Annotated in this window: 14 protein-coding genes; 7 read left to right on the plus strand and 7 right to left on the minus strand. The window is 66.2% G+C overall.

The features are described 5' to 3' along the window. The first annotated feature begins 38 nt into the window (after positions 1-38). Positions 39-605 (plus strand): YflT domain-containing protein, encoded by a 567-nt coding sequence (locus tag JOE66_RS06955; RefSeq protein ID WP_307827092.1) that lies wholly within the window; start codon positions 39-41, stop codon positions 603-605. A gap of 265 nt (positions 606-870) precedes the next feature. On the opposite strand, the gene JOE66_RS06960 is transcribed toward JOE66_RS06955, so the two are convergent. Continuing rightward, positions 871-2,412 (minus strand): aminopeptidase P family protein, encoded by a 1,542-nt coding sequence (locus tag JOE66_RS06960; protein ID WP_205107988.1) that lies wholly within the window; start codon positions 2,410-2,412, stop codon positions 871-873. 110 nt (positions 2,413-2,522) lie between these two features. Between JOE66_RS06960 and JOE66_RS06965 the strand changes: the two genes are divergently transcribed. Beyond that, complete coding sequence (locus tag JOE66_RS06965) at positions 2,523-3,395, plus strand: PHP domain-containing protein (RefSeq protein ID WP_205107990.1); 873 nt, start codon at positions 2,523-2,525, stop codon at positions 3,393-3,395. An 80-nt stretch (positions 3,396-3,475) separates the two neighbouring features. On the opposite strand, the gene JOE66_RS06970 is transcribed toward JOE66_RS06965, so the two are convergent. Beyond that, positions 3,476-4,786 carry a DUF445 domain-containing protein gene (locus tag JOE66_RS06970; protein WP_307827093.1) on the minus strand — a complete coding sequence of 437 codons (1,311 nt, stop codon included), beginning with the start codon at positions 4,784-4,786 and terminating at the stop codon, positions 3,476-3,478. A gap of 13 nt (positions 4,787-4,799) precedes the next feature. Continuing rightward, a complete protein-coding gene (locus JOE66_RS06975) occupies positions 4,800-6,461 on the minus strand; it encodes a DEAD/DEAH box helicase (protein WP_205107992.1) in 1,662 nt (553 codons plus the stop codon). Between the two features lie 305 nt (positions 6,462-6,766). Here JOE66_RS06975 and JOE66_RS06980 point away from each other — a divergent pair, with 305 nt between their 5' ends. Continuing rightward, positions 6,767-7,483 carry a ferritin-like fold-containing protein gene (locus tag JOE66_RS06980; protein ID WP_205107994.1) on the plus strand — a complete coding sequence of 239 codons (717 nt, stop codon included), beginning with the start codon at positions 6,767-6,769 and terminating at the stop codon, positions 7,481-7,483. A 25-nt stretch (positions 7,484-7,508) separates the two neighbouring features. On the opposite strand, the gene JOE66_RS06985 is transcribed toward JOE66_RS06980, so the two are convergent. Both JOE66_RS06985 and JOE66_RS06990 read right to left on the minus strand, forming a co-directional pair. Continuing rightward, positions 7,509-7,814 (minus strand): hypothetical protein, encoded by a 306-nt coding sequence (locus tag JOE66_RS06985; RefSeq protein ID WP_205107995.1) that lies wholly within the window; start codon positions 7,812-7,814, stop codon positions 7,509-7,511. Positions 7,815-7,826: 12 nt separating this feature from the next. Next, the gene (locus JOE66_RS06990) at positions 7,827-8,051 is read right to left on the minus strand and encodes a DUF3107 domain-containing protein (protein WP_205107996.1); all 225 of its coding nucleotides are present in this window, start codon (positions 8,049-8,051) and stop codon (positions 7,827-7,829) included. 204 nt (positions 8,052-8,255) lie between these two features. On the opposite strand from JOE66_RS06990, the gene JOE66_RS06995 reads away from it, so the two are divergent. Together JOE66_RS06995 and JOE66_RS07000 are read left to right on the plus strand one after the other, a co-directional pair. Then, the gene (locus JOE66_RS06995; RefSeq protein ID WP_205107997.1) at positions 8,256-11,633 is read left to right on the plus strand and encodes a UrvD/REP family ATP-dependent DNA helicase; all 3,378 of its coding nucleotides are present in this window, start codon (positions 8,256-8,258) and stop codon (positions 11,631-11,633) included. Further along, on the plus strand, positions 11,633-14,959 hold the full coding sequence (locus tag JOE66_RS07000; RefSeq protein ID WP_205107998.1) for an ATP-dependent DNA helicase: 3,327 nt from the start codon (positions 11,633-11,635) through the stop codon (positions 14,957-14,959). The genes JOE66_RS06995 and JOE66_RS07000 overlap by 1 nt, the downstream gene beginning before the upstream one ends. Positions 14,960-14,992: 33 nt before the next feature. Here the strand turns inward: JOE66_RS07000 and JOE66_RS07005 are convergent, their stop codons facing one another. Continuing rightward, complete coding sequence (locus JOE66_RS07005) at positions 14,993-16,075, minus strand: phosphotransferase (protein ID WP_205107999.1); 1,083 nt, start codon at positions 16,073-16,075, stop codon at positions 14,993-14,995. Between the two features lie 47 nt (positions 16,076-16,122). On the opposite strand from JOE66_RS07005, the gene nudC reads away from it, so the two are divergent. Together nudC and JOE66_RS07015 are read left to right on the plus strand one after the other, a co-directional pair. Then, positions 16,123-17,127, plus strand: coding sequence for an NAD(+) diphosphatase (gene nudC, locus JOE66_RS07010; protein WP_205108001.1), 1,005 nt, complete (start codon positions 16,123-16,125; stop codon positions 17,125-17,127). A 56-nt stretch (positions 17,128-17,183) separates the two neighbouring features. Next, positions 17,184-19,001, plus strand: a complete 1,818-nt coding sequence (locus tag JOE66_RS07015) for an ATP-dependent helicase (protein ID WP_205111701.1) — start codon at positions 17,184-17,186, stop codon at positions 18,999-19,001. A gap of 914 nt (positions 19,002-19,915) precedes the next feature. Here the strand turns inward: JOE66_RS07015 and JOE66_RS07020 are convergent. Beyond that, positions 19,916-21,205: a zinc-dependent metalloprotease gene (locus JOE66_RS07020; protein ID WP_205111703.1), complete on the minus strand. Its 1,290-nt coding sequence runs from the start codon at positions 21,203-21,205 to the stop codon at positions 19,916-19,918. Between the last annotated feature and the right edge of the window lie 7 nt (positions 21,206-21,212).

Genomic DNA, 21,212 nt, shown 5'->3' on the forward strand with positions numbered 1-21,212 from the left:
ACCCCCATGCGGCCGGATGCCCGTGGAAGAATGGGCTCGTGACGAACCAGATGCCCGGAATGGGCCGCAATCCCCGAACCACACCCCGGATTCCCCGGGGCGAGATCGTCCAGACCTTCGAGACCTACGAAGACGCCCAGCAGGCCGTCGATGTGCTCGCGCGTTCGGACTTTCCGGTGAACCAGCTGGCGATCATCGGCAGCGACCTCAAGACGGTCGAGAATGTGACGGGCAAGCTGAGCTACGGCCGTGCCGCGCTCGCCGGCGCGTTCAGTGGTGCGTGGATGGGCCTGTTCTTCGGGCTACTGCTGGTGATCTTCTCACCGAACGCGACGTCGTTCGGCTTCGTGGCCGCGGCGATCCTGATCGGTGCAGGGTTCGGAATGCTGTTCGGAATCGTGTCGTACACGATCACCCGTCGCCGACGCGACTTCACGTCGACCATGCAGGTCGTCGCTACCAGCTACTCCATCCTGGCCGACCCTGAGGTGGCGAACCGCGCGCGCAACATCATCGCTCCCGACGCAACCTGGGGCCAGGCGCAGGCGCCTCACCCCTCAGACCCGCCCGCACCGCACCCCTCAGACCCACCCCCCGCGCTCTGACCCCGGCGTCGATGGCGCTCGTCTTCAGTTCCGCAGCGTTGTGCCGGGCTGTGAGCGAGCGGCCGTTATAGGCCGCCCGCCGCCCTCACCGTGCCGGGCTGTGAGCGAGCGGCCGTTATAGGCCGCCCGCCGCCCTCACCGTGCCGGACTGTGAGCGAGCGGCCGTTATAGGCCGCCCGCCGCCCTCACCGTGCCGGGCTTTGGGCGAGCGGCCGTTATAGGCCGCCCGCCGCCCTCACCGTGCCGGGCTGTGAGCGAGCGGCCGTTATAGGCCGCCCGCCGCCCTCACCCAGGACTCGACGTCGTCGGCCGAGCGCGGGATCGCGATCGACAGGTTCTCGGCGCCGGTGGGCGTGACGAGGATGTCGTCTTCGATGCGTGCCCCGATGCCTCGGAAGTTCACCGGCACGGTCAGGTCGTCGGGCTGGAAGTAGAGCCCGGGTTCGATCGTGAACACGTTGCCGGCTTCGAGCACGCCGTCGAGGTACATCTCACGCCGAGCCTTGGCGCAGTCGTGAACGTCGAGTCCGAGGTGGTGGCTCGTGCCGTGCACCATGTAGCGGCGGTGCTGCTGGTTCTCGACCTTGATGGCCTCTTCGGCACTGACGGGCAGCAGTCCCCACACGGCTGTTCGCCGGGCGATGACGGCCATGGCTGTCTGGTGGATCTCGCGAAAACGGATGCCGGGGCGCACGATGGCGAAGGCGGCGTCGGCTGCTTCGCGAACGGCTTCGTAGATCATCCGCTGCTCTTCGCTGAAGGTGCCGGAGACGGGCAGGGTGCGCGTGATGTCGGCGGTGTAGTAGCTGTCGGCTTCAACACCAGCGTCGATGAGAATGAGGTCGCCCGGGACCACGGGGCCGTCGTTGCGGGTCCAGTGCAGAATGCAGGCGTGGGGCCCGGATGCTGCGATCGTGTCATAGCCGAGCGCGTTGCCGTCAGACCGGGCACGGCCATAGAACACACCCTCCACGAGGCGTTCTCCTCGCTCGTGGGCGACGATCCGTGGCAGGTCGGCGATGATGTCGTCGAAGCCGCGCGCGGTCGCAGCGATCGCCAGTCTCATCTGCGCGATCTCGTACTCGTCTTTCACCAGCCGCAACTCGGCGAGATCTCGTTCGAGCAGGTCGGACGACGCGCTCCTGTTGCCCACGGTGTCGAGTTCGGCGAGTTCGAAGGCTTCACCACGGCTCGCGTCGACCAGGGCTGTGAGCGCGGGATCGGCTTCGCGGACGATGCGGGTGTTCTCGTCAGAGGAGTTGACGACCTCGTCGAGTTCGGCGATTCCGAAGGTCTGCAGGCCGAGATCACTGGCGACCTGCGCGAGCGAGGGGCGGGGGCCGATCCAGAATTCGCCGATCTCGGGGTTCGCGTAGAACTCGTCGGAGTCGCGGCCGGCGCGCTCGCGGAAGTAGAGCGACGCCGTGTGGCCCTCGCCGCCATCGTGTGCTTCTGGGCCGTCGATCGGTTCGAGTACCAGCACGGCCCCGGGCTCGCTGTCTGAACCCCAGCCGGTGAGGTACGCGAAGGAGGTGTGGGCGCGGAAGGCGTAGTCGGTGTCGTTCGAGCGCTGCTTCAGGCGCCCGGCGGGGATGATCAGCCGCATGCCCGGGTACATGGCCGAGATGCGGGCGCGACGGTCGGCGGCGAAGGGAGCCTGTTCGCGGGCGGGCGGCAGAACATCCGTTCGCTCAGCCCAGCCCTCGGAGATGTAGTGCTTGAAGGCCTCGGAGCCGGGGGTGGTCGAGCGGTTCGAGGTGGCCCGCGGGGCGGGGTCGGTCACAGCGGTGTCTGTTGATTCAGCCATACTCCATTGTCTCGCTCGTGGTGGGCGATTGCGACTCGGGCAACTGACGAGCACCGGGGCCCGATCTGGTAGTCGGCTGAGAGCGCTGATCGAGCGCCTAGCATGGGGGTATGCCTGACGTTGCACCCGCATTCCGCGGTCCTGTCGATCTTCACACTCACAGCAGTGCGTCAGACGGAACGGAAACGCCGTACGAGGTCGTGCGCTCGGCACACGAGGCGGGCCTCGGAACGCTCGCACTGACCGATCACGATACGACGGCAGGATGGGCATCCGCGTCACAGGCCGCCCGCCACTTCGGCCTCTCGCTGATTCCGGGAATGGAACTCAGCACCCGTCAGGAGTACGCAAGCGTTCATCTCCTGGCCTACCTCTTCGACCCGGCAGACGAAGCGCTGCTGGCCGAGACGACCACGATCCGAAACGCTCGGATGAAGCGCGCTGAGAGCATTGTGGCCCGTATTTCAGAGGACTACGACCTCACCTGGCAGGACGTCCTCGACCAGACCACCGAAGGGGCGACCATCGGCCGGCCGCACATCGCCGACGCTCTGGTCGCCAAGGGCCTCGCGCCGACACGGAGTCATGCCTTCCAGGGCATATTGCACTGGAAGGCGGGGTACTTCCAGCCCCACTACGCACCGACGCCGCTGATCGGGGTGCAACTGGTGGTGGCGGCCGGGGGAGTGCCCGTGCTCGCCCACCCGGGAACGAGCGGTCGCGACCGGGTGATTCCCGAGTCCAACCTTCGCCGACTGGTGGATGCTGGGCTCTTCGGTCTCGAGATCGAGCACAGTCTCAACACGGCCGACGGAAAGACCAGGCTCTACGAGCTCGCCAAGAAATTCGGGCTCCAGGTCACCGGGTCGAGCGACTACCACGGCTCAGGCAAGCCGAATCGGCTGGGCGAGAACACCACGCCCCTCGAGGTTCTGCAGAAGATCGTCGACCGGGCCACGGGATCGCTTCCGGTTTACGCCTGAGTCACGACGGCAGTCCCGTTTCGCCTGGAACGTCTTCATCTGACCCGTTCCGCCTGGCACCGTCTTGCAGCCGCAGTCGTTCAGTTCGTCAGTGAGACGACAGCCTGGGCGACAGTGAAGATCGCCAGGCCCGCCAGTGAGCCGACGACGGTTCCGTTGATGCGGATGAACTGCAGGTCTTTTCCGACCTGGATCTCGATCTTCTGGCTGGCCTCGCGGCCGTCCCACCGCTCGACGGTCTCGGCGATGACGGCGGCGATGTCGTGGCGATAGTTCTGCACGAGATGGGCGGCGGCGTTGCCAACCCAGGTGTCGACGGTGAGGGCGAGCCGGGCATCCGACACCAATCGCGTGCCGACATCGGTGAGGGTGGATTGGATCGACAGGCGAAGCGGGCTTCCCGGGGTGGCCAACGAGGATTGCAATGCCGACTTGATCGCGTCCCAGGCCAGGCCGGCCAGTTCCCGCAGGCGAGGGTCGTCGAGCAGGCCCACTTTGACACTTTCGAGGCGGCGCATCATCTCGGGGTCATGTTGCAGGTCTGTGCTGAGCTGCAGCAGGTACGCGTCGAGGGCGAGGCGGAGCTGGTGGGTGGGATTCGCCTGCACCGCCTGCACGAACTTCAGCGCTTCGCGGTAGACACGTTCGTCGACCAGTTTGTCGACGAACGACGGTATCCAGCTGGGCAGGCGCCGCGACACCAGCTCGGTGAACGAGTCGGGATTGGCGGCGAGCCACTGTTCGGTCTTGTCGACGAGGAGGTCGACAGCGAGGTGATGGTGGCCGGATTCGATCACCTTCTGGGCGAGCTCGCCGATCTGGGCCGACCAGTCGCGCCCGACCAGGTGCGTTCGCGCCAGGCCTTCGATGACCTCGCGGATCTCGTCGTCGCTCAGGAAGGTGAGGGCGCCCTGCAGCCCACTGGCGAGTTCCTCGGTGATGCGCTCGGCATTCGCTGGTTTCGAGAGCCAGGTGCCGACCACCCGGGAGACGCCCACATCGGCGAGTTTCTGGCGCACGATCGCCTCGGAGAGAAAGTTCTCTTCGACGAATTCGCCGAGGCTGGCCCCGATCTCGTTCTTGCGGGTCGGGATGATCGCGGTGTGCGGAATCTTCAGCCCCAGCGGGTAACGGAACAGTGCGGTCACGGCGAACCAGTCAGCGAGGGCGCCGACCATGCCACCTTCGGCCGCTGCGCGCACGTACTGCAACCACGGATACCGGGTCTGCAGCGCGAATGCAACGGCGAAGATCACCGCCATCATGATCAACAGGCTTGTCGCCAGGAGCTTCATGCGGCGAAGTGCCTGCAGCTTCACGAGCTCGTTCGGGGTCAGCTCGTTCGGGGCCAGTCGATTCGGGGCCAGTGGATTCGGTTGCCCACTGCTCACTGTGGGGTCTGGCTCACTCGGGGCGTGGTGCGCGGTTGCGCGAGCGCGTGCGCCTGCGAGGAGCGCTGTTGCCGTCGTGGTGCTCGTGGCCCGCGTGTGCCGGCCCGCTTGCCGGTGCGTCGCCCGATCCGCCTGAAGCGCCTGAGAAGCTGACGGCAGTCGTGTCGCCGGCCAGGCCGCTGGCCGTGACCTCCGTCGTGGTGGTGGATGCCCCGCTGCCGTTGGGGCGACGGTTGCGCGACCTCGGCGGGCGCTCACTTCCCCCTTCACGTGGAGCCCGGTTTGCGCCCGAGCCGCCAGCGTTCGAGGTATTACCGTGTGACCCGCCGGTCGAGCCCTCACGCGGAGCGCGGGGCGGTCGATCAGCAGCGTCGACGCCCTTCGCCGGGGGAGTGGGCTTCAGGCGTCCCTTGACGCCTGCCGGAATGTCGAGATCGGTGAAGAGGTGCGGGGAGGAGGAGTAGGTCTCGACCGGCTCCGGCTGGCCCATGTCGAGTGCCTTGTTGATCAGGGCCCACTTGTGCAGATCATCCCAGTCGACGAAGGTGACCGCGATTCCCGTCTTGCCGGCGCGACCGGTCCGACCGGCGCGGTGCAGGTACGTCTTCTCGTCTTCGGGAATGGTGTGGTTGATCACGTGCGTCACGTCGTTGACGTCGATGCCGCGGGCGGCGACGTCGGTGGCGATCAGAACGTCACGCTTGCCAGCCTTGAACGCGGCCATGGCGCGCTCACGCTGCTCCTGGTTGAGGTCGCCGTGCACGGCTGCGGCGTTGAAACCGCGGTCGCCGAGTTCTTCGACCAGCCTGGCCGCTGCACGCTTTGTGCGGGTGAAGATGACGGTCTTGCCTCGGCCGTTGGCCTGCAGGATGCGCGCGATGACCTCGTCTTTGTCGAGGTTGTGGGCGCGATACACGACGTGCTTGATGTTGGCCTGGGTGAGACCTTCGTCAGGGTCCGTCGCGCGGATGTGGATCGGGCGCGTCATGAATCGGCGTGCGAGCGCCACGACCGGGCCGGGCATCGTCGCAGAGAAGAGCATGGTGTGGCGGCCAGCCGGGGTCTGCGAGAAGAGCTTCTCGACGTCGGCGAGAAAGCCGAGGTCGAGCATCTTGTCTGCCTCATCGAGCACCATTACGCGAACGTTGGCGAGCGAAAGCAGGCGTTGGCCTGCGAGGTCGAGAAGACGACCGGGCGTACCGACGACGACCTGCGCGCCGGCCTTCAGCTGCTCGATCTGGCCCTCGTACGATTTGCCGCCATAGATGGCGATGACCGTTGTCGGCCTGTTCTTGGCCGCAAGCTGCAGGTCTTCGGTGACCTGCACGGCGAGTTCACGGGTTGGCACGACCACGAGGGCCTGCACTCCGGGGGCCGGGTTCTGCCCGAGACTCTGCAGCAATGGGAGGCCGAAGCCGAACGTCTTGCCGGTACCGGTCTTGGCCTGGCCGATGATGTCCTGGCCCTCGAGGCCGAGCGGGATGGTCTGGGTCTGGATCGGGAACGGGTGGATGATGCCCTTCGACGCCAGCGCGTCGACGAGGTCCTGGTCGACCTTGAGGTCGCTGAAGGTCGATTCGTCGATGATCGCATCGGGAAGGGTGGGGTCTGGTGCGATCACGTCGATGACGGCGACAGCATCGATCGCGTCGGCATTGGGTTCTGTGAATGTCATTGGGGGTGCCCTGTCGTTGTGTGGGCTACGCCTGAAAGAGAAGAGTCCTGAGAAATGCACCTGAAGTGAACCTGAGGTGCACATCGTGTACTGCTCGGTCACGAAGTGCCCGGATACGCGATTTTCTTCAGAACTAGGGCCGGCGATGGCGCCTGGCTGGGGGGCGTAGACGCCCCGATTCGTGTCAGGGCTGCATTCAGTTTAGCCGAGCATCCGGAATTCGCCGCCGTGGGGCGTGCAGGGTGCTGTCAGCTGTCACTGAAGTCATCGATCGGTAGCCCACTGCCAGCCGGTAGACTCACCGGGTGTTTGACGTTTTCAAGCGCCCAAAGGTGCGCATAGAGGTTCCGCGGCTGAAGCAGCGTCGGCCTCCAGCGCTGACCGAGCGTGTCAACCTGGCTGAGCTCACGCCGGAGATCGTGCCCTACCTCGGGCAGGCGGCCTACATCCAGCTCTCGGTGTTCGAGTCTTTGGCGCGTGCGGTGATGCTCGCGCCCAACGTCGGGGCGAAGGAGCTGCTCGGGCCGGCCGCGGGCTTCGCCTTGGGTAAGCATGAAATGCTGACGGCAGAGCTCCGAAGACTTGTCGCCGAACCGTCGAGCGTCATCGAGCCGTTTGCGCCCGCCATCGACAGGTACGCCGCTGAGATCCGCGGTGCGGACTGGTTCGAGTCCCTGACGAGCATCTATCTGACCGCAGGGATCCTGGACGACTTCTTCGTGTTGCTGGCAACGGGTCTCGAAGGCGACGTCGGCCCACGCGCGGCCAGGATCGTTGCCGGTGACGATGGCCGCCAGGTGATCGTGACCATGCTCTCCGACGCGATGTCGGCCGATTCCATGCTCAGCTCGCGGCTTGCACTGTGGGGGAGGCGACTCGTCGGCGACACACTTCTGGTTGCCCGGTCAGCCATTCACCACAGCGGCAACCCACAGAACGATGAACAGCGGATCGAGCCGGTGTTCACGGAGCTGATCGCCAAGCACAGCCGGCGCATGGACGGGCTGGGACTGACCGCCTGAGCGGTGCGGTTACTCGAGGATTTGCCTAGACTGTTCGCGCTTTCGGAGACAGCAGGGCACTGAGCTGGGCCCGGTCCCTGCTTCGCCTGGCACGCCCGATGGTCAATGCCGAAACCGAGACGACTGCCGCTGTGAGCAGCAGCGTCGTCGTCCAGATCCAGCCGCCGTTCCAGGCCCAGCCGAGCCAGGTCAGTGCCTCCCACACGACCGAAGCGGTGGCCGCCCCGATCGCGGGGATGAGGAACGCCCCATGCGTGTCTCGCAGCGGAAAGAGGTAGCGTGCGGCCAACCCCAGGATGATTCCGGCCAGCACCACGAAGAGAAGTTCCATAGTGAGAAGACCCTAGCCGACGAAGCCGATTCGGCGGGTGTCTTCTGAGCCGATCTCGACGTAGGCGAGGCCGGCTACGGGAACGAGGTAGAGCTTGCCCTTGCTGTCTTTGAGCGACAGGTGACCGGTGCCGGAGGCGAGTGCGTCAGAGACCAGCTTCTCGATCTCGTCGGGAGTCTGGCTCGACTCGAAGCTGAGTTCTCGGGGAGTCTGTGTGATGCCGATACGAATTTCCACCAGGTGCGCCTTTCAACGGTTGGGTGATCGCGTGTTCTGATCACCACAGCCCAGATTACGACAGTTCCTCCCGGCCCGATCGCCGCTCCGAGTTCCCCGACCCTTGCCCTGAGCGAACAGCCGGATGATCGGGCCGACCCTCGGCTCGCCTTCGCCGCATCCTGCGCGACGATGGTGTCACCGGTGCTTGCTAGCGTTTCAGACGTGGACCACGAACCCGAACCTGAAGCTGACGCTGACACCCTGCCGGGTCCAGAAGCGAAGCGCACGGGGCTCGATGCGTCCCAACGGTCTGTGCTGGAGGTGCCAGTGGGCGATACGGTCGCCGTCATCGGAGCGCCCGGCTCGGGCAAGACGACCGTGCTTGTCGAACTCGTTGCCGATCGAGTGAAGCGGTTCGGGTTCGCGCCCTCAGAGATCGTTGTGCTCACCCCGACGCGACAGGCCGCAACCCGGCTGAGAGACATTCTCGCCCTGAGGCTGGCGTCGCCCACGAACGGCCCGCTCGCCCGAACGGTGAATTCTCTCGCCTTCCAGATCGTGCAGGCACAGGCCGCCCGAACAGGGGCCGCGGCGCCCGCTCTGCTCACTGGCGCGGAGCACGACAGGATCATCGCCGAACTCATCCAGGGCCACCTCGAAACCGATACGGGCCCCGAATGGCCCGATCCGCTGCGACCTGAAGTGCGGGTGCTTCGCGGTTTCAGAACAGAGCTCCGAGAACTCATGATGCGTGCCACCGAAAACGGGGTCTCGCCGGTACAGCTTGCCGATCTCGGTCGGCGACACGGCGTCGCTGAGTGGGTGGCAGCTGGCGAATTCGCCGCGGAATACCAGCAGGTCGTCTCGAGCTTTCGTGATTCGTACCTCGATTCTGCAGAGTTGATCGCGGAGGCTCGCCTGGTGGTTGCGCGCGGTGAGGCCGAGGTGCTCCGCGGTGTGAGACTCGTCGTCGTCGACGACTTCCCCGAGCTTTCGAGTGGGGCCGTGAATTTTCTCTCGACTCTCGCGCGCAGTGGAGTCGCCATCGTCGCCTTCGGCGATCCCGACATGGCGAGCGCGAGCTTTCGCGGCGGTTCGACCGACAGCCTGGGGCGCCTGGCCTCGGTGCTCGCCGTTGCGACAGCGCCCACGATCTACCTGCAGGGTGTCTACAGGCATGGCCCGGGCATCCGGAGTCTGATTCAGCGAGCGACAGCGCGCATCGGTGCTGCGGCGGCCGGGCGCCAGCGGGCAGCGCTGAGTCTCGGTGGCCGCGATGACCCACACGTTGACCAGGGGCGCGGAGAGTCTCAGGGTGCGGGAGTGACAGCTGCGCCGGCCGGCATAGACAATTCTGTCGTGCGTATCGAAGCGACGTCGTCTGCCGCTGAGGTGGCACAGATCGCCCAGCTTCTGCGGGAACATCACCTCCTGCGGGGAGTCCCGTGGCGAGAGATGGCAGTCGTCGTGCGATCGGGTGGTGCGATCTCGTCGTTCGCCAGGGGACTGGCGCTGGCCGAGGTACCGACGGCCACCACAACGGGCGGCCGTGCACTGCGCGACGACTACTCAGCCCGGCATCTCGTCACCGTGATCTCTGTCGCGACGGGAGTGCAGGAGCTCGATGACGAGACCATCACCGAGCTGTTGCTGGGGCCGTTCGGTGGCCTCGATGCCGTGTCGCTGCGGCGGCTGCGGCTCTCACTGCGCCACGAAGAGCTGGCGGGTGGAGGCAATCGCTCAGCCGAGCTGCTGTTGCGGGAGGCCCTTGAGGCACCCGGTCGTCTTGTCACCATCGACTCCTCGCCCGCACGCAGGGTCGCACGCCTGGCCGACAGCCTGGCTGTCGTCAGGAGCATGCATGCAAGCGGAGCCAGCATCGAGGAGTTGTTCTGGTCGGCCTGGAGCCGGAGCGCGCTCCCCGAACTCTGGCTGGCTCAATCCAGGGGCTCGGGAATCCTGGCAGACGAGGCCAACCGCAACCTCGACGGCATCGTCGGCCTGTTCACAGCGGCGAAGCGCTTCGTCGAGCGAAGCCCCCACCGCCCCGCAACCGAGTTCCTGATCGACGTTCGCGAGAGCGAAGTGCCAGAGGACTCTCTCTCACCCCGTTCTGCCGGTGATTCAGTACTCGTCTCCACGCCGACTGGCGTAGTCGGGGTCCAGGTGAAGGTCGTTGTGATCGCCGGCCTCCAGGAAGCCGTCTGGCCGAATCTTCGTCTTCGCGGTTCGCTGCTGCACCCCGACCGGCTGAGCGCTGTTGTAGCTGGCCTTCCCCCTGCCACTCAACACGCTCCTGATCAACACATCTCGGGGCAGGTGGCTGCCGCGATCGATGACCGCGCCGAGGTGATGGGCGACGAATTGCGGATGTTCGTGCTCGCGGCCTCCCGGGCCACCATGCAGACCGTGCTCAGTTGCGTCGCGAACGACGACGAACAGCCGTCCCCGTTCCTTCGGCTCGCTCCCGAGGCTCCGGTGATCGGTCGTGGTGGAACCAACGGCTCCCCTGTTGCCACACACCCCCTGACCTTGCGGGCCCTGACGGGCACCCTGCGCCGGGAACTCGCCGTGACGGGTGCCCCCGAGGCGGCGACAGCACTCGCTCGTCTCGCCGCAGAAGACGTGCCCGGTGCGCATCCGACGAGTTGGTATGGGCTGCTCGACCCGTCGACGATGGAGCCCCTCGCCGACCTCGACAATCCTGAGGTGTTCGTCGATGTCTCGCCCTCAAAGCTCGAGACCTTCGAGAAATCGCCTCTGGCGTGGTACATCGACAAAGTCTCCGGCAGCACGTTCGGCATGGCGGCCAGTATCGGAACGATCGTGCACTCGGTGATGGAAGAGGTGGCGACAATGCCCCAGCCAGACCTGAGTGTGACTGCACTCTGGTCTCTACTCGAACAACGCTGGAATGAGCTCGACTTCGAGTCACTGTGGCTCGCTGAGAGAGAACGTCGGCGCACGTTCCGGCGCGTGGAGGGTCTCTCCGAGTATCTCAAGGAGTTCGAACGAAGCGGAGGGGAGCTGGTCGGTGGCGAAGCCGGATTCAGCGTGGAGGTCGGTCGTGCGCGGTTGCGCGGAACGATCGACCGTCTCGAGCGCGGTCCGGATGGTGTTGTCAGCGTTGTCGACCTGAAGACCGGTGGTTCCGCTCCGTCTGCATTGGGCGTGGCCGAGCACGCACAGCTCGGTAGCTACCAGCTCGCACTTCTCGCGGGGGCTGTCACACCCGCGTCGAATGAGACTCGAGCAGAATCTCCAGCAGAATCTCCAGCAGAATCCCGAGCAGAATCCCGAGCAGAATCCAAAACGGAGTCGCGAAGCGGGCCCGTCGTCATCGACCCGTCGCAGAACGGCGGAGCCGTGTTGCTCTACGTGGCCCTCAGTGCCGGCGCAGGATCGAAGAAAGTACTCTACAAGCTGTTGACCCAGCCACCCCTCGACTCCGATTCAGAGCAGTTCTTCCGCGGCCGCATCGAGCGCGCTGCGCTCGGCATGGCCGGAACCGTCTTCCCCGGCCGTGACGGTCTCGGCGATCGTGACCCCCACGGCTCCTGGCGCTACCGGATCCACCTCGTGAAGGCAGTCTCCTCGTGATGATCAGCGCGCTCGAAATCGCCGGCAAGCTCGGTCTCCCTGCACCCACTCCGCAGCAACAGGCGGTGATCGAAGCCCCCCTCTCCCCGAGTATCGTGATCGCCGGCGCCGGCAGCGGCAAGACCGAGACGATGGCCAACCGGGTGGTCTGGCTCGTGGCCAACAACCTCGTTCCGGTGTCGGAGATCCTTGGCCTGACCTTCACACGGAAGGCGGCCGGGGAACTCTCGCAGCGCATCCGGTCACGCCTCGACCAGCTCGCGGCAGCGCAGCGCAGTGATGCAGCAGAGCGCGGCGATCCGGGGTCGTTCAACGTGGCAGCGCCATTCGGCGATGCCGGGCTGTCCGGCCGCGCATCGCAGCCTACAATCGCAGCGTTCGATCCGTTCGATCCGTTCGATCCGTTCGACGCTCCGACCGTGGCCACGTACAACTCCTTTGCCAACAGCATCTTTCGGGACAACGCGCTGCTCATCGGCCGCGAGGGTGATTCGGGCATCCTGAGCGAAGCGTCTGCCTGGCAGATGGCGCGAAAGATCGTGACGAGCAGCACGGATGATCGGCTCATCACCCTCGACAAACCGATCGACTCGCTCACCGAGGCCGTCTTGTCGCTCAGCCGTGCCATGAGCGAGAACGTGGTCTCGCCTACTGAGGTCGTCGCGCTCGCCGCCGACTTCGAGCAGCTCGCCGACCTGCCGACGGGCTCGACACGAGTGAAGACACTGAACGCCTCGCTGCGCGATGCGATCGTCTCTGTGCAGGCGCTGCCGGTTCTCGTCGATCTGGCCGAGCAGTACTCCGCCGAGAAGATCCGGCGCGGCTTCGTCGAGTACTCTGACCAGGTCGCGCTCGCTCTCGCGATCACCGAACGGGTGCCACGGGTGATCCCCGACTATCGCGGTCGATTCCGCGTGATCCTGCTCGACGAATACCAGGACACGAGTGTCGTTCAGACCAGGCTCCTGTCGCAGCTCTTCGGTGGCCAGCCGGTCATGGCTGTGGGTGACCCGCATCAGTCGATCTATGGCTGGCGCGGCGCAAGTGCGGCCAACCTGGCGACGTTCGCGGTGGACTTCACGGGCAGGCGCGACGGCGCCGAGTCTTTCGCGCTCTCGACCAGTTGGCGAAACCCGCTCCGCGTTCTCGACGTCGCCAACACCCTCGTCGCACCCCTCACGGCGGCCTCTGCCATTGCCGTCGAGCGGCTCGAGGCGCGCCCCGATGCCGGCACGGGTGTTGTCGATGCGTTCTACGGCGAGACGGTCACCGACGAGGCCGAGGCTGTCTCCCGATGGCTCAAGTACCAGCTCGCGATCCCCGATGCGAAGGGCGGTGTGAGGTCAGCAGCCATGCTGTGCCGTTCGATCAAGAAAATCGACGCCTTCACGACCGCGCTGGCCGAACACGGCGTGCCGTTTCACGTGCTGGGGTTGGGTGGCCTCCTCGAGGAGCCGGCCGTCGCCGACCTCGTTTCAGCGCTGAGGGTCATCTACTATCCAGCGGCCGAATCCGAACTGGTGCGGCTGCTCACCGGCGCCCGATGGCGGGTCGGTCTTCGCGACGTTCTCGTTCTCAGTCGAGTGGCCTCGTGGCTCGCCGAACGCGATCATCATTTCGCCACCCTTGATCCGGGCGTGAAACAGCGCCTGCGCAACTCGGTGGTCGCCGACGAGACGAGATCGCTGGTCGACGCCGTCGACTTCGTGGCGACGGCACCTGCGGGTCACCGTATGCTCGACGGATTCAGTGAGGCGGGGGTCTCCCGCATCCGCCAGGCGGGGTCCCAGCTCGCGTTTCTGCGCACCCGCACGGGCCTTGACCTGCTCGACCTGGTGAACCTCGTCACCCAGGAGCTCCTGCTCGACATCGAGGTCGCAGCGAACGAGAGGTCGTATCTCGGCCAGGCCAGTCTCGATGCCTTCTCGGAGCAGGTCACGGCGTTCGTCGCCGCGGATGCGACCGCGGGCCTCGGCGTCTTCCTGTCGTGGCTCGAAGAGGCCGAGAAGCGCGACAAACTCTCCCCTCGGTCGGAGGAGCCAGAACCCGGCACCGTGCAGATCCTCACCATCCACGGCGCCAAGGGCCTGGAGTGGGACGTCGTCGCGGTGCCGCGAATGGTCGAAGACGAGTTGCCCGGCAAGGTCCAGAGCAAACAGGGGTGGCTGGCCTTCGGCGAACTTCCGTTCGAATTCCGGGGCGACGCCGCTGAACTGCCCTTTCTGCCATGGCGCAGCTGCGACACCCAGGCCGAGTTCGCCACCGCCAAGTCGGAGTTCAACGACGAGATCGTCGATCGGTACGCCGAAGAGCAGAGACGACTCATCTACGTCGCGGTGACCCGTGCGAGGCAGAGCCTCCTGCTGAGCGGCTCGTTCTGGTCGATCCAGACCCAGCCACGCGGGCCCGGCTTGTTTCTCACCGAACTCGCCGATCACAGGCTCATCACGAAGGATGCCCTTCCCGACGCCCCCCAGAACGACCAGAATCCGCTGCCCGAGTCGGTGCGGCTCGTGCCCTGGCCCAGCGATCCGCTGGGCTCCCGACAGGCGAGGGTCAATGCTGCGGCAGAACTCGTGCTGAGTGCTGACCCCACGATCGTGACCGAGTGGTCGACCGACATCGATCTGCTGCTCGCTGAACGCGCGGCCTCAGCGGCGGGCGAGCCCCTGGCCGTGCCCGTGCGGGTTGCCGCCTCCCGGTTCAAGGACTACGTCGGAGACACGCCCGCCGTGCTGCGGCAGCTCCGGCGCCCGATGCCGGAGCGCCCCTACCGCCAGACCAGGCTGGGCACGCGCTTTCACACCTGGGTGGAGAACCGGTACGGCATCATCGGGGGGTCTGAGCAACTCGATGCGTCGCTGCTCGAGCTCGACACCGACGAAGCGCTCGACAGCGACGGGCTCCTGGTCGCGACGCGAATCCCCGATACGGCCGAAGACGAAGCGTTGCAGGCTCTCCAGGCGACCTTCGAGGCATCGGAATGGGCGGGTCTCGCCCCGGTCGACGTCGAAATCGAGATCCACCTGGCGCTGGGCGGTCACATAGTCGTGTGCAAGATCGATGCCGTCTTCGATCGGGGCGGCCGCTACCAGATCGTCGACTGGAAGACCGGGCGTGCCCCGGTCGACGCAGCCGATCTCGAAGCGAAGCAACTGCAGCTGGCGCTATACCGACTCGCGTACTCGAAGTGGCGCGGAATCGAACCCGAACTCATCGACGCTGTCTTCTACTTCGTGGCTGTCGACGAGGTCATCGCACCCGTTCGGGTCTACTCGGAGACTGAACTCCTCAGACTCTGGGAGGCCGTCGAGGCTCAGGTGTAGGGTCCAGCCGGGCTGCCGAATGGGCAGAACGGATCAGTCGTCTTCCGAGATGCGAGCTGCGTTCGCGTGGTCACGAGCCGTGACCGTTTCGGAGCGCGGTGTGCGCGCCAGCATCTCTTCGACCTCGTCGACGGCCATGACCCGCCCGGTGTCTGTCGACAGGGGGTTCAGCAGGTCGGACTGGGCCGTGGTGGCGAGACCGGCGAGCATGCCCACCGCGTCGTCGACGATCAAGGAGTCCCTGAGGTCGTAGCCGTGCACGAGCCACTTCGCGATCTCGAGCTCGGCGTAGAGCCTGGCCCGCTTTCGCAACTGGCGGTCGACCGGCCCTGAGCGGGCGACGTTGTAGCCCGAGAACACCCGTGTGGCCGACTCCTCACGCGAGACCGAGCTCAGCCAGTAGAGATCACTGGCCGGGTCGCCGACCTTGAAATTCGACCAGTCGAGGATGCCCGTGACCCTGTCGCCGGCGATGAGGAACGATTCCGGGCCGAGCGAGCCGTGGATGACGGTGGGCTGGAACTGCCACAGGGCGCTGTCTTCGAGGGCGAGCGACCATCGCGTGAGCAGTTCGGTGGGCACCTTGCCGGTCGCGGTCGCGCGGTCTTTCGAGGTTCGCGCGACCCGGGCCGATTCCGTGGCGCTGAAGACAGGCAGCCCGGCATCGGTGACGACGGAGGTCGGAAGCGAATGGATAGAGGCGATCGCGCGGCCGAATGACTCGGCCAGTTCGATACTGTCGTCGAGGCTTGCCAGAGTGGCAGGCCTGCCCTCGATGTAGTTGTAGACCATTCCGCGGGTCTGGCTGCTTGACGTCTGGGGGCTGGGGATCTGCGCAATGGGAGCCTGGCCGACGAACTCTGGGGCGGCGAAGGGCAGCCGGCTCCGTGACCCGCCGGTCAGGGCGCGCAGCGCCACGAGGTCCCCGGACTGTTCGCGCTCGGCCTCGTCGGCCGTCGGAACCCGCACGACAAACCTGTCGCCACCCCTGGCCTGCAGCAGTGCTGAGTCGTACCGGCCGGACTGGCCGGTTGAGAGAGGCGAGGTCGACACGACATCGAGCCCGGCGACGGCCGCGGTCGCGAGCGCGGCTAGAGTGAGAGAGGATCTGGCCATACTCTCAGGGTAGGGCTGGCATCTGCACTCGATGGCTTTCGCCACGCATGATTGGTCAACCCTTGCATACGACTTTTCTCTCTTCGCTGCCGCTCTCCCGATTCGAGATCGACCGTGATCACGAGTTTCGCAGCACGCCGCAGCTGTTCGACACGCTCTGGGCAGACGAGGCGACGCGGGTTGCGGTGTTCTGGAACGGGCTGGCGCTTCTGGGCGATGGCACTGCCGGGCATCCGGAGCTCGCCTTCATGCCTGCCGCGAGCATCGCCGCAGTCGGAGGGGCAGGGGTGGCCGGTTCCGCTGGGGTGGAGGTGGCGGTGTACCTCGGGCGTTCGCTCGCCACCGATGTCACCGAGCCGGTCGGAACGAGGCTCGTCGCCCTGTCGCTCTCTGACGACGCAGCGCGCGCACTGGAGCCGGACGAAAGCCGGTGGGTGAACCTGCGAACAGTCGCCTCGGGGCTGACCGACCGTGACGCCGGTGCCTTCACCGAGGCGCTCGGCATCATCAACTGGCACAACTCCCACACCCACTGCCCACGCTGCGGAGCAGGGACCGTACCCGAGATGGGCGGCTGGGTGAGGCGATGTCCCGTGCAGGACATCGAGATCTTCCCGCGAACCGACCCGGCGGTGATCGTCGGGATCGTCGACGAGCACGACCGCATCCTGCTGGGGTCGAACGCCCTGTGGGAGATCAACCGGTACTCGCTGCTCGCCGGTTTCGTCGAGCCGGGTGAATCGCTTGAGGCCGCGGCGATTCGCGAGGTGTTCGAGGAGTCCGGCGTTCGCATTCTGACGCCTGAGTACCTCGGTTCGCAGCCGTGGCCGTTTCCGGCATCGTTGATGTGCGGGTTTCTCGCCCGCGTCGACCCTGCGTCGTCGACCGATCCGCTGGTTCCCGACGGTGAAGAGATCCTGGATGTCCGCTGGTTCAGTCGCGAAGACCTGGCCGATCCTGCCCAGACGGCGATCCTGCCCGGCTCCTCCTCGATTGCCCGTGCGATCATCGAGCACTGGTACGGCGGCCCCATTCCCGGGCGGGATTGGTGAGACCAGGCCCCGACGATGCTGGAGATCGCGCCGCCGAAATCAGTGTCGAAGACGGTCTGAACGAGCGGAGTGAACCGGCAACCGGTGCCGAGGCGCTGTTGTCGGGTCTCGACTCAGAGCAACGAGTCGTCGCCAGCACCCTTCTCGGACCGGTCTGCGTTCTTGCCGGGGCTGGTACAGGTAAGACCCGCGCAATCACCCACCGCATTGCCTACGGCGTTGCAACCGGTGTCTTCCCGCCGAGCAAGCTGATGGCCCTCACCTTCACGGCCCGCTCGGCGGCTGAACTCCGTTCGCGCCTCCGGTCCCTGGGCGCTGGCGGAGTCTCTGCACGCACCTTCCACTCGGCCGCGCTCGCACAGCTGAACTTCTTCTGGCCCCAGGTGATCGGCGGCGACGTGCCGCGGCTGCTCGAGGGCAAGGGCCGCCTGCTCGGGCAGGTCGCTGAGAACCTCAAGCTGAGGGTCGACACCGCGACGCTCCGTGACCTCGCCGCAGAAATCGAGTGGCGCAAGATCTCGAACCTGTCGCTCGACGCCTATGGCCTCGCTGCGCGAACCAGCAGGGCGCAGCCCGGCTCCCTGAGCGTCGAACAGGTCATCGACCTCCAGCGCGAATACGAGAAGGTGAAAGACGACCGTCGGCAGCTCGATTTCGAAGACGTGCTGCTGGCTACTGCAGGGATGATCGAATCCGAGCCATCGGTCGCCATGCAGGTTCGCGAGCAGTACCGGTTCTTTGTCGTCGACGAGTACCAGGACGTCTCGCCCCTGCAGCACCATCTGCTCTCGCTCTGGCTCGGTGACCGCCGTGACCTCTGTGTCGTCGGCGATGCGAGTCAGACGATCTATTCCTTCGCAGGTGCCAACTCGGACTTCCTGCTGTCGTTCGGTCGGTCGTACCCCAATGCGAAGATGGTTCGGCTCGAGCGCAACTATCGCTCGACACCCGCTGTCGTCGACACGGCGAACCGTCTGATGCGCGGGCGCACCGGTGCGCTGAGTCTTCGATCCGCGGGAGGCGGCGCACGGGGAGGCGCTGCGAGTGAAGCCCGTGCTGGTGAAATCGGTGCGCAGGCAGGCGATGCCCGGGCGAGAGTCGCCTCCCGGGGCGCAGAACCGACGATCACGGCGTACGCCTCCGACGCCGCAGAGGCGCGTGGGGTCGCTGCCACGATTGCACGACTGATCGTCGACGGCACAAGACCCGAAGACATCGCGGTGTTGTATCGGATCAACGCCCAGGCTGCCGCGCTCGAAGGCGCCCTCGCTGAAGCGGGCGTGACGTACCAGATCAGGGGATCGCAGCGCTTCTTCGACCTGCCAGAGGTCAAGCAGGCCATCATGAGCCTGCGGGCGGCGTCGGTGTCCATCTCGGGCGAGCCACTGTTCAAGTCGGTGAGTGACGTACTCCGTTCGCTCGGCTGGTCGCAGAGTCCGCCCGAAGCCCGGGGAGCGGTTCGCGATCGCTGGGAATCCCTCAATGCCATCATGGGCCTTGCCGAACAGCAGCCGGCGCGTACCTCATTCCGCGCCTTCACCGATGAGCTGCTCGAGCGCCAGGCCGGCCAGCATGAGCCCACCATCGCCGCCGTGACGCTGGCGACCCTGCACTCGGCCAAGGGGCTCGAATGGGGGAGCGTGTTCATCCTCGGCCTGAGCGAAGGGCTCGTGCCGATCAGCTACGCCACTACTCTCGATCTGGTCGATGAAGAGCGACGACTGCTCTACGTGGGGGTGACGCGCGCGCGCCGACTTCTGGCGTTGTCGTGGGCCCAGACGGGTGCCAGTCGCTCCCAAGTGCGACAACCATCGCGCTTTCTGGCAGAGCTTGGCACGCGCACTCCGGATGCACCTCCGCTTCGCTCTCGGTGACGACACCGGTGACCGAGTCCAGGTGAAGCACCAGACCGGGTCGCGGGCCGGCGAGTTGCTGGCCTGGGCGTCGTGACCTCTCGCTTCCCGCGGCGATTGTCTGGGAGACGAACTGGCTGCAGAGCCGCACGACAAGCGCGCTGACTGTTGCGCTGGTGAGGGGATCGGTTGTCGGTGCCGGGCGCCCGAGGAGCTGCCCCGCCATCGCTGGCCAGGCGGGGTCGTGATCGATGTGCCACCGTTCGACGCAGTGCAGGCAGGGCCCCGCACCCGGGCGCACCAAGGGTCCGATCCGAACGACGCGATCGCCGAACACCACGGCCAGGTGAGCGCTGTCTGTGTTCATCCAGTGTGCCGCTCGAGCCGGGGAGACTGCCCACGTCGAGAGGAGAATGACCAGCGTCTGCGTCTGCATGGGCGTCTGCGGCAGTGACGGGGCGTCAGGCGCGTCGATGACGACGTGCCCACTCAGCCCTGTCGCATCCAGCAGCTCGAGAAGCCGTTGTGTGGTCGAGTCGCCCGGGGCGGGTCTGCCTGGCCCCTCGCGCGTCACTGCCGCCGCGAGCGTGGGCAGACTCGCTTCATAGCCACAGTCGAGCGCCGGGGCAACGGAGCCGAGGAAGGTGTGAAGCTGCTTCGCCGTAGCCCGGTACCGCTGCGCGATCATCCGCAAGCCCTCGGGGCTCACACCACGCCGGAGTGCGTGCAGCAGCCGTTCATCGGTCTCCGTCACCTCGTCGAGAACCACGAGGGGCTCGTCGACACCGATCTGGAGCGAACTGGGCGTGCGCCAGAGGAGCGGGTAGCGAGGGTCAAATCGAAGAGTGCTCGAGGTCATCGCACCATGATGCACCGAATCGCCAGACTGCCTGCAGAGTTATCCACAGGAGGCTGGGCGCGCGCCCGCGAACCGCTCAGACGGCTGGCGGAGCGTCACCCTCCTGCTCGCGAAAGAAGTCCTCGATCGCCTGGTCCATCTCGTCGGGTTCCGGTTCGCCGGCGATGAGCCGGGCCACGAGGGCCGCGGGGTCGTCGAGGTCTTCGGAGGTGGGCACCACGTCAGGGTGTGACCACAAAGCATCTCGCGCTTCGGGGCCGACGGCATCGGTGACGGCCTGCCACATCGCGGCGGCTTCGCGGAGCCGTCGCGGCCGGAGCTCCAGGCCAACGAGCGTCGAGAATGCCGACTCGGCAGGCCCGCCTGTTGCGCGACGACGACGAACGGTCTCCGCGACGGAGTCGCGCTTCGGCAGGCGAACCGTTGCCGCTGCTGTGACCACGTCGACCCACCCCTCGACCAGGGCGAGAGTCGTCTCGAGTCGAGCCAGCGCCTGCAACTGCGTGTCGGTCTTCGGCGGGATCAGGGCACCGCTCATCATCGCCTGGCGGAGTTCTTCGGGGTTCGAGGGGTCGAACCCGCTCGCCAGGTCTTCGAGGCGACTCGTGTCGATCGAGATGCCGCGGGCGAACTCGGTGATCGAGGAGATCATGTGCAGTCGCAGCCACTTCGCGTGCCGGAACAGCCGGGCGTGTGCCAGCTCGCGCACAGCCAGGTACAGCTGCACCTGGTCTGCGGGAATGTCGAGGCCTTCACCGAACTCGGCGAGGTTCTGGGGGATGAGTACGGCCTGCTGTTCACTCATCAACGGAATTCCGACGTCACCACCCGAGACGACTTCGGTCGAGAGCTGCCCCACGACCTGGCCGAGCTGCATGGCGAACAGGGCGCCGCCGATGTTGCGCATCATCTGGCTCGCGCTGGCCATCATTCCGGAGAGCTCCTCGGGAGCCTGGTCTTTCAGTACCTGGGTCAGGGCGTTTGCAATGCTGAGGGCGACGGGCTCTGCGAGCTCCGTCCAGACGGGCATGGATGCTGTGACCCATTCCCTGCGCGACATGAGCTTCGGCGAGGCCGCCAATTCGGCGACGTACGTCACTTCGTCGAGCCACAGCTCGGCGACGTGCAGGGCCTGTTCGAGTGCGGACTTGGCGGCGGGGGAGGAGACGACGGTCTCTGCTGAGGCGATCTCCTGGGCGGCGTTCAGTGCGACCTTCCAGTCCACGCCGTCGGTGGTGTTCTGCATCGCGCTCTGCAGTTGCTGCATCAGGGCGGCAACGGCGGCGGGGTCAGAGGGCAGGCCGGCCGCGCTCGCGAGCTTCGAAGGGTCGAGCTCGGAGTTTCCGGAGAGAAACTGGCGCAGCATCTCGGCG

Source organism: Subtercola frigoramans (genome assembly GCF_016907385.1).
In the GTDB taxonomy this organism is placed as follows: domain Bacteria; phylum Actinomycetota; class Actinomycetes; order Actinomycetales; family Microbacteriaceae; genus Subtercola; species Subtercola frigoramans.

Excerpts from the sequence above, each read along its gene's own strand:
- JOE66_RS07005 (WP_205107999.1), bottom strand. The coding sequence starts at position 16,075 with ATGGCCAGATCCTCTCTCACTCTAGCCGCGCTCGCGACCGCGGCCGTC.
- JOE66_RS06985 (WP_205107995.1), bottom strand. The coding sequence starts at position 7,814 with ATGGAACTTCTCTTCGTGGTGCTGGCCGGAATCATCCTGGGGTTGGCC.
- nudC (WP_205108001.1), top strand. The coding sequence starts at position 16,123 with ATGATTGGTCAACCCTTGCATACGACTTTTCTCTCTTCGCTGCCGCTC.
- JOE66_RS06965 (WP_205107990.1), top strand. The coding sequence starts at position 2,523 with ATGCCTGACGTTGCACCCGCATTCCGCGGTCCTGTCGATCTTCACACT.
- JOE66_RS06960 (WP_205107988.1), bottom strand. The coding sequence starts at position 2,412 with ATGGCTGAATCAACAGACACCGCTGTGACCGACCCCGCCCCGCGGGCC.
- JOE66_RS06975 (WP_205107992.1), bottom strand. The coding sequence starts at position 6,461 with ATGACATTCACAGAACCCAATGCCGACGCGATCGATGCTGTCGCCGTC.
- JOE66_RS07020 (WP_205111703.1), bottom strand. The coding sequence starts at position 21,205 with ATGCTGCGCCAGTTTCTCTCCGGAAACTCCGAGCTCGACCCTTCGAAG.
- JOE66_RS07000 (WP_205107998.1), top strand. The coding sequence starts at position 11,633 with ATGATCAGCGCGCTCGAAATCGCCGGCAAGCTCGGTCTCCCTGCACCC.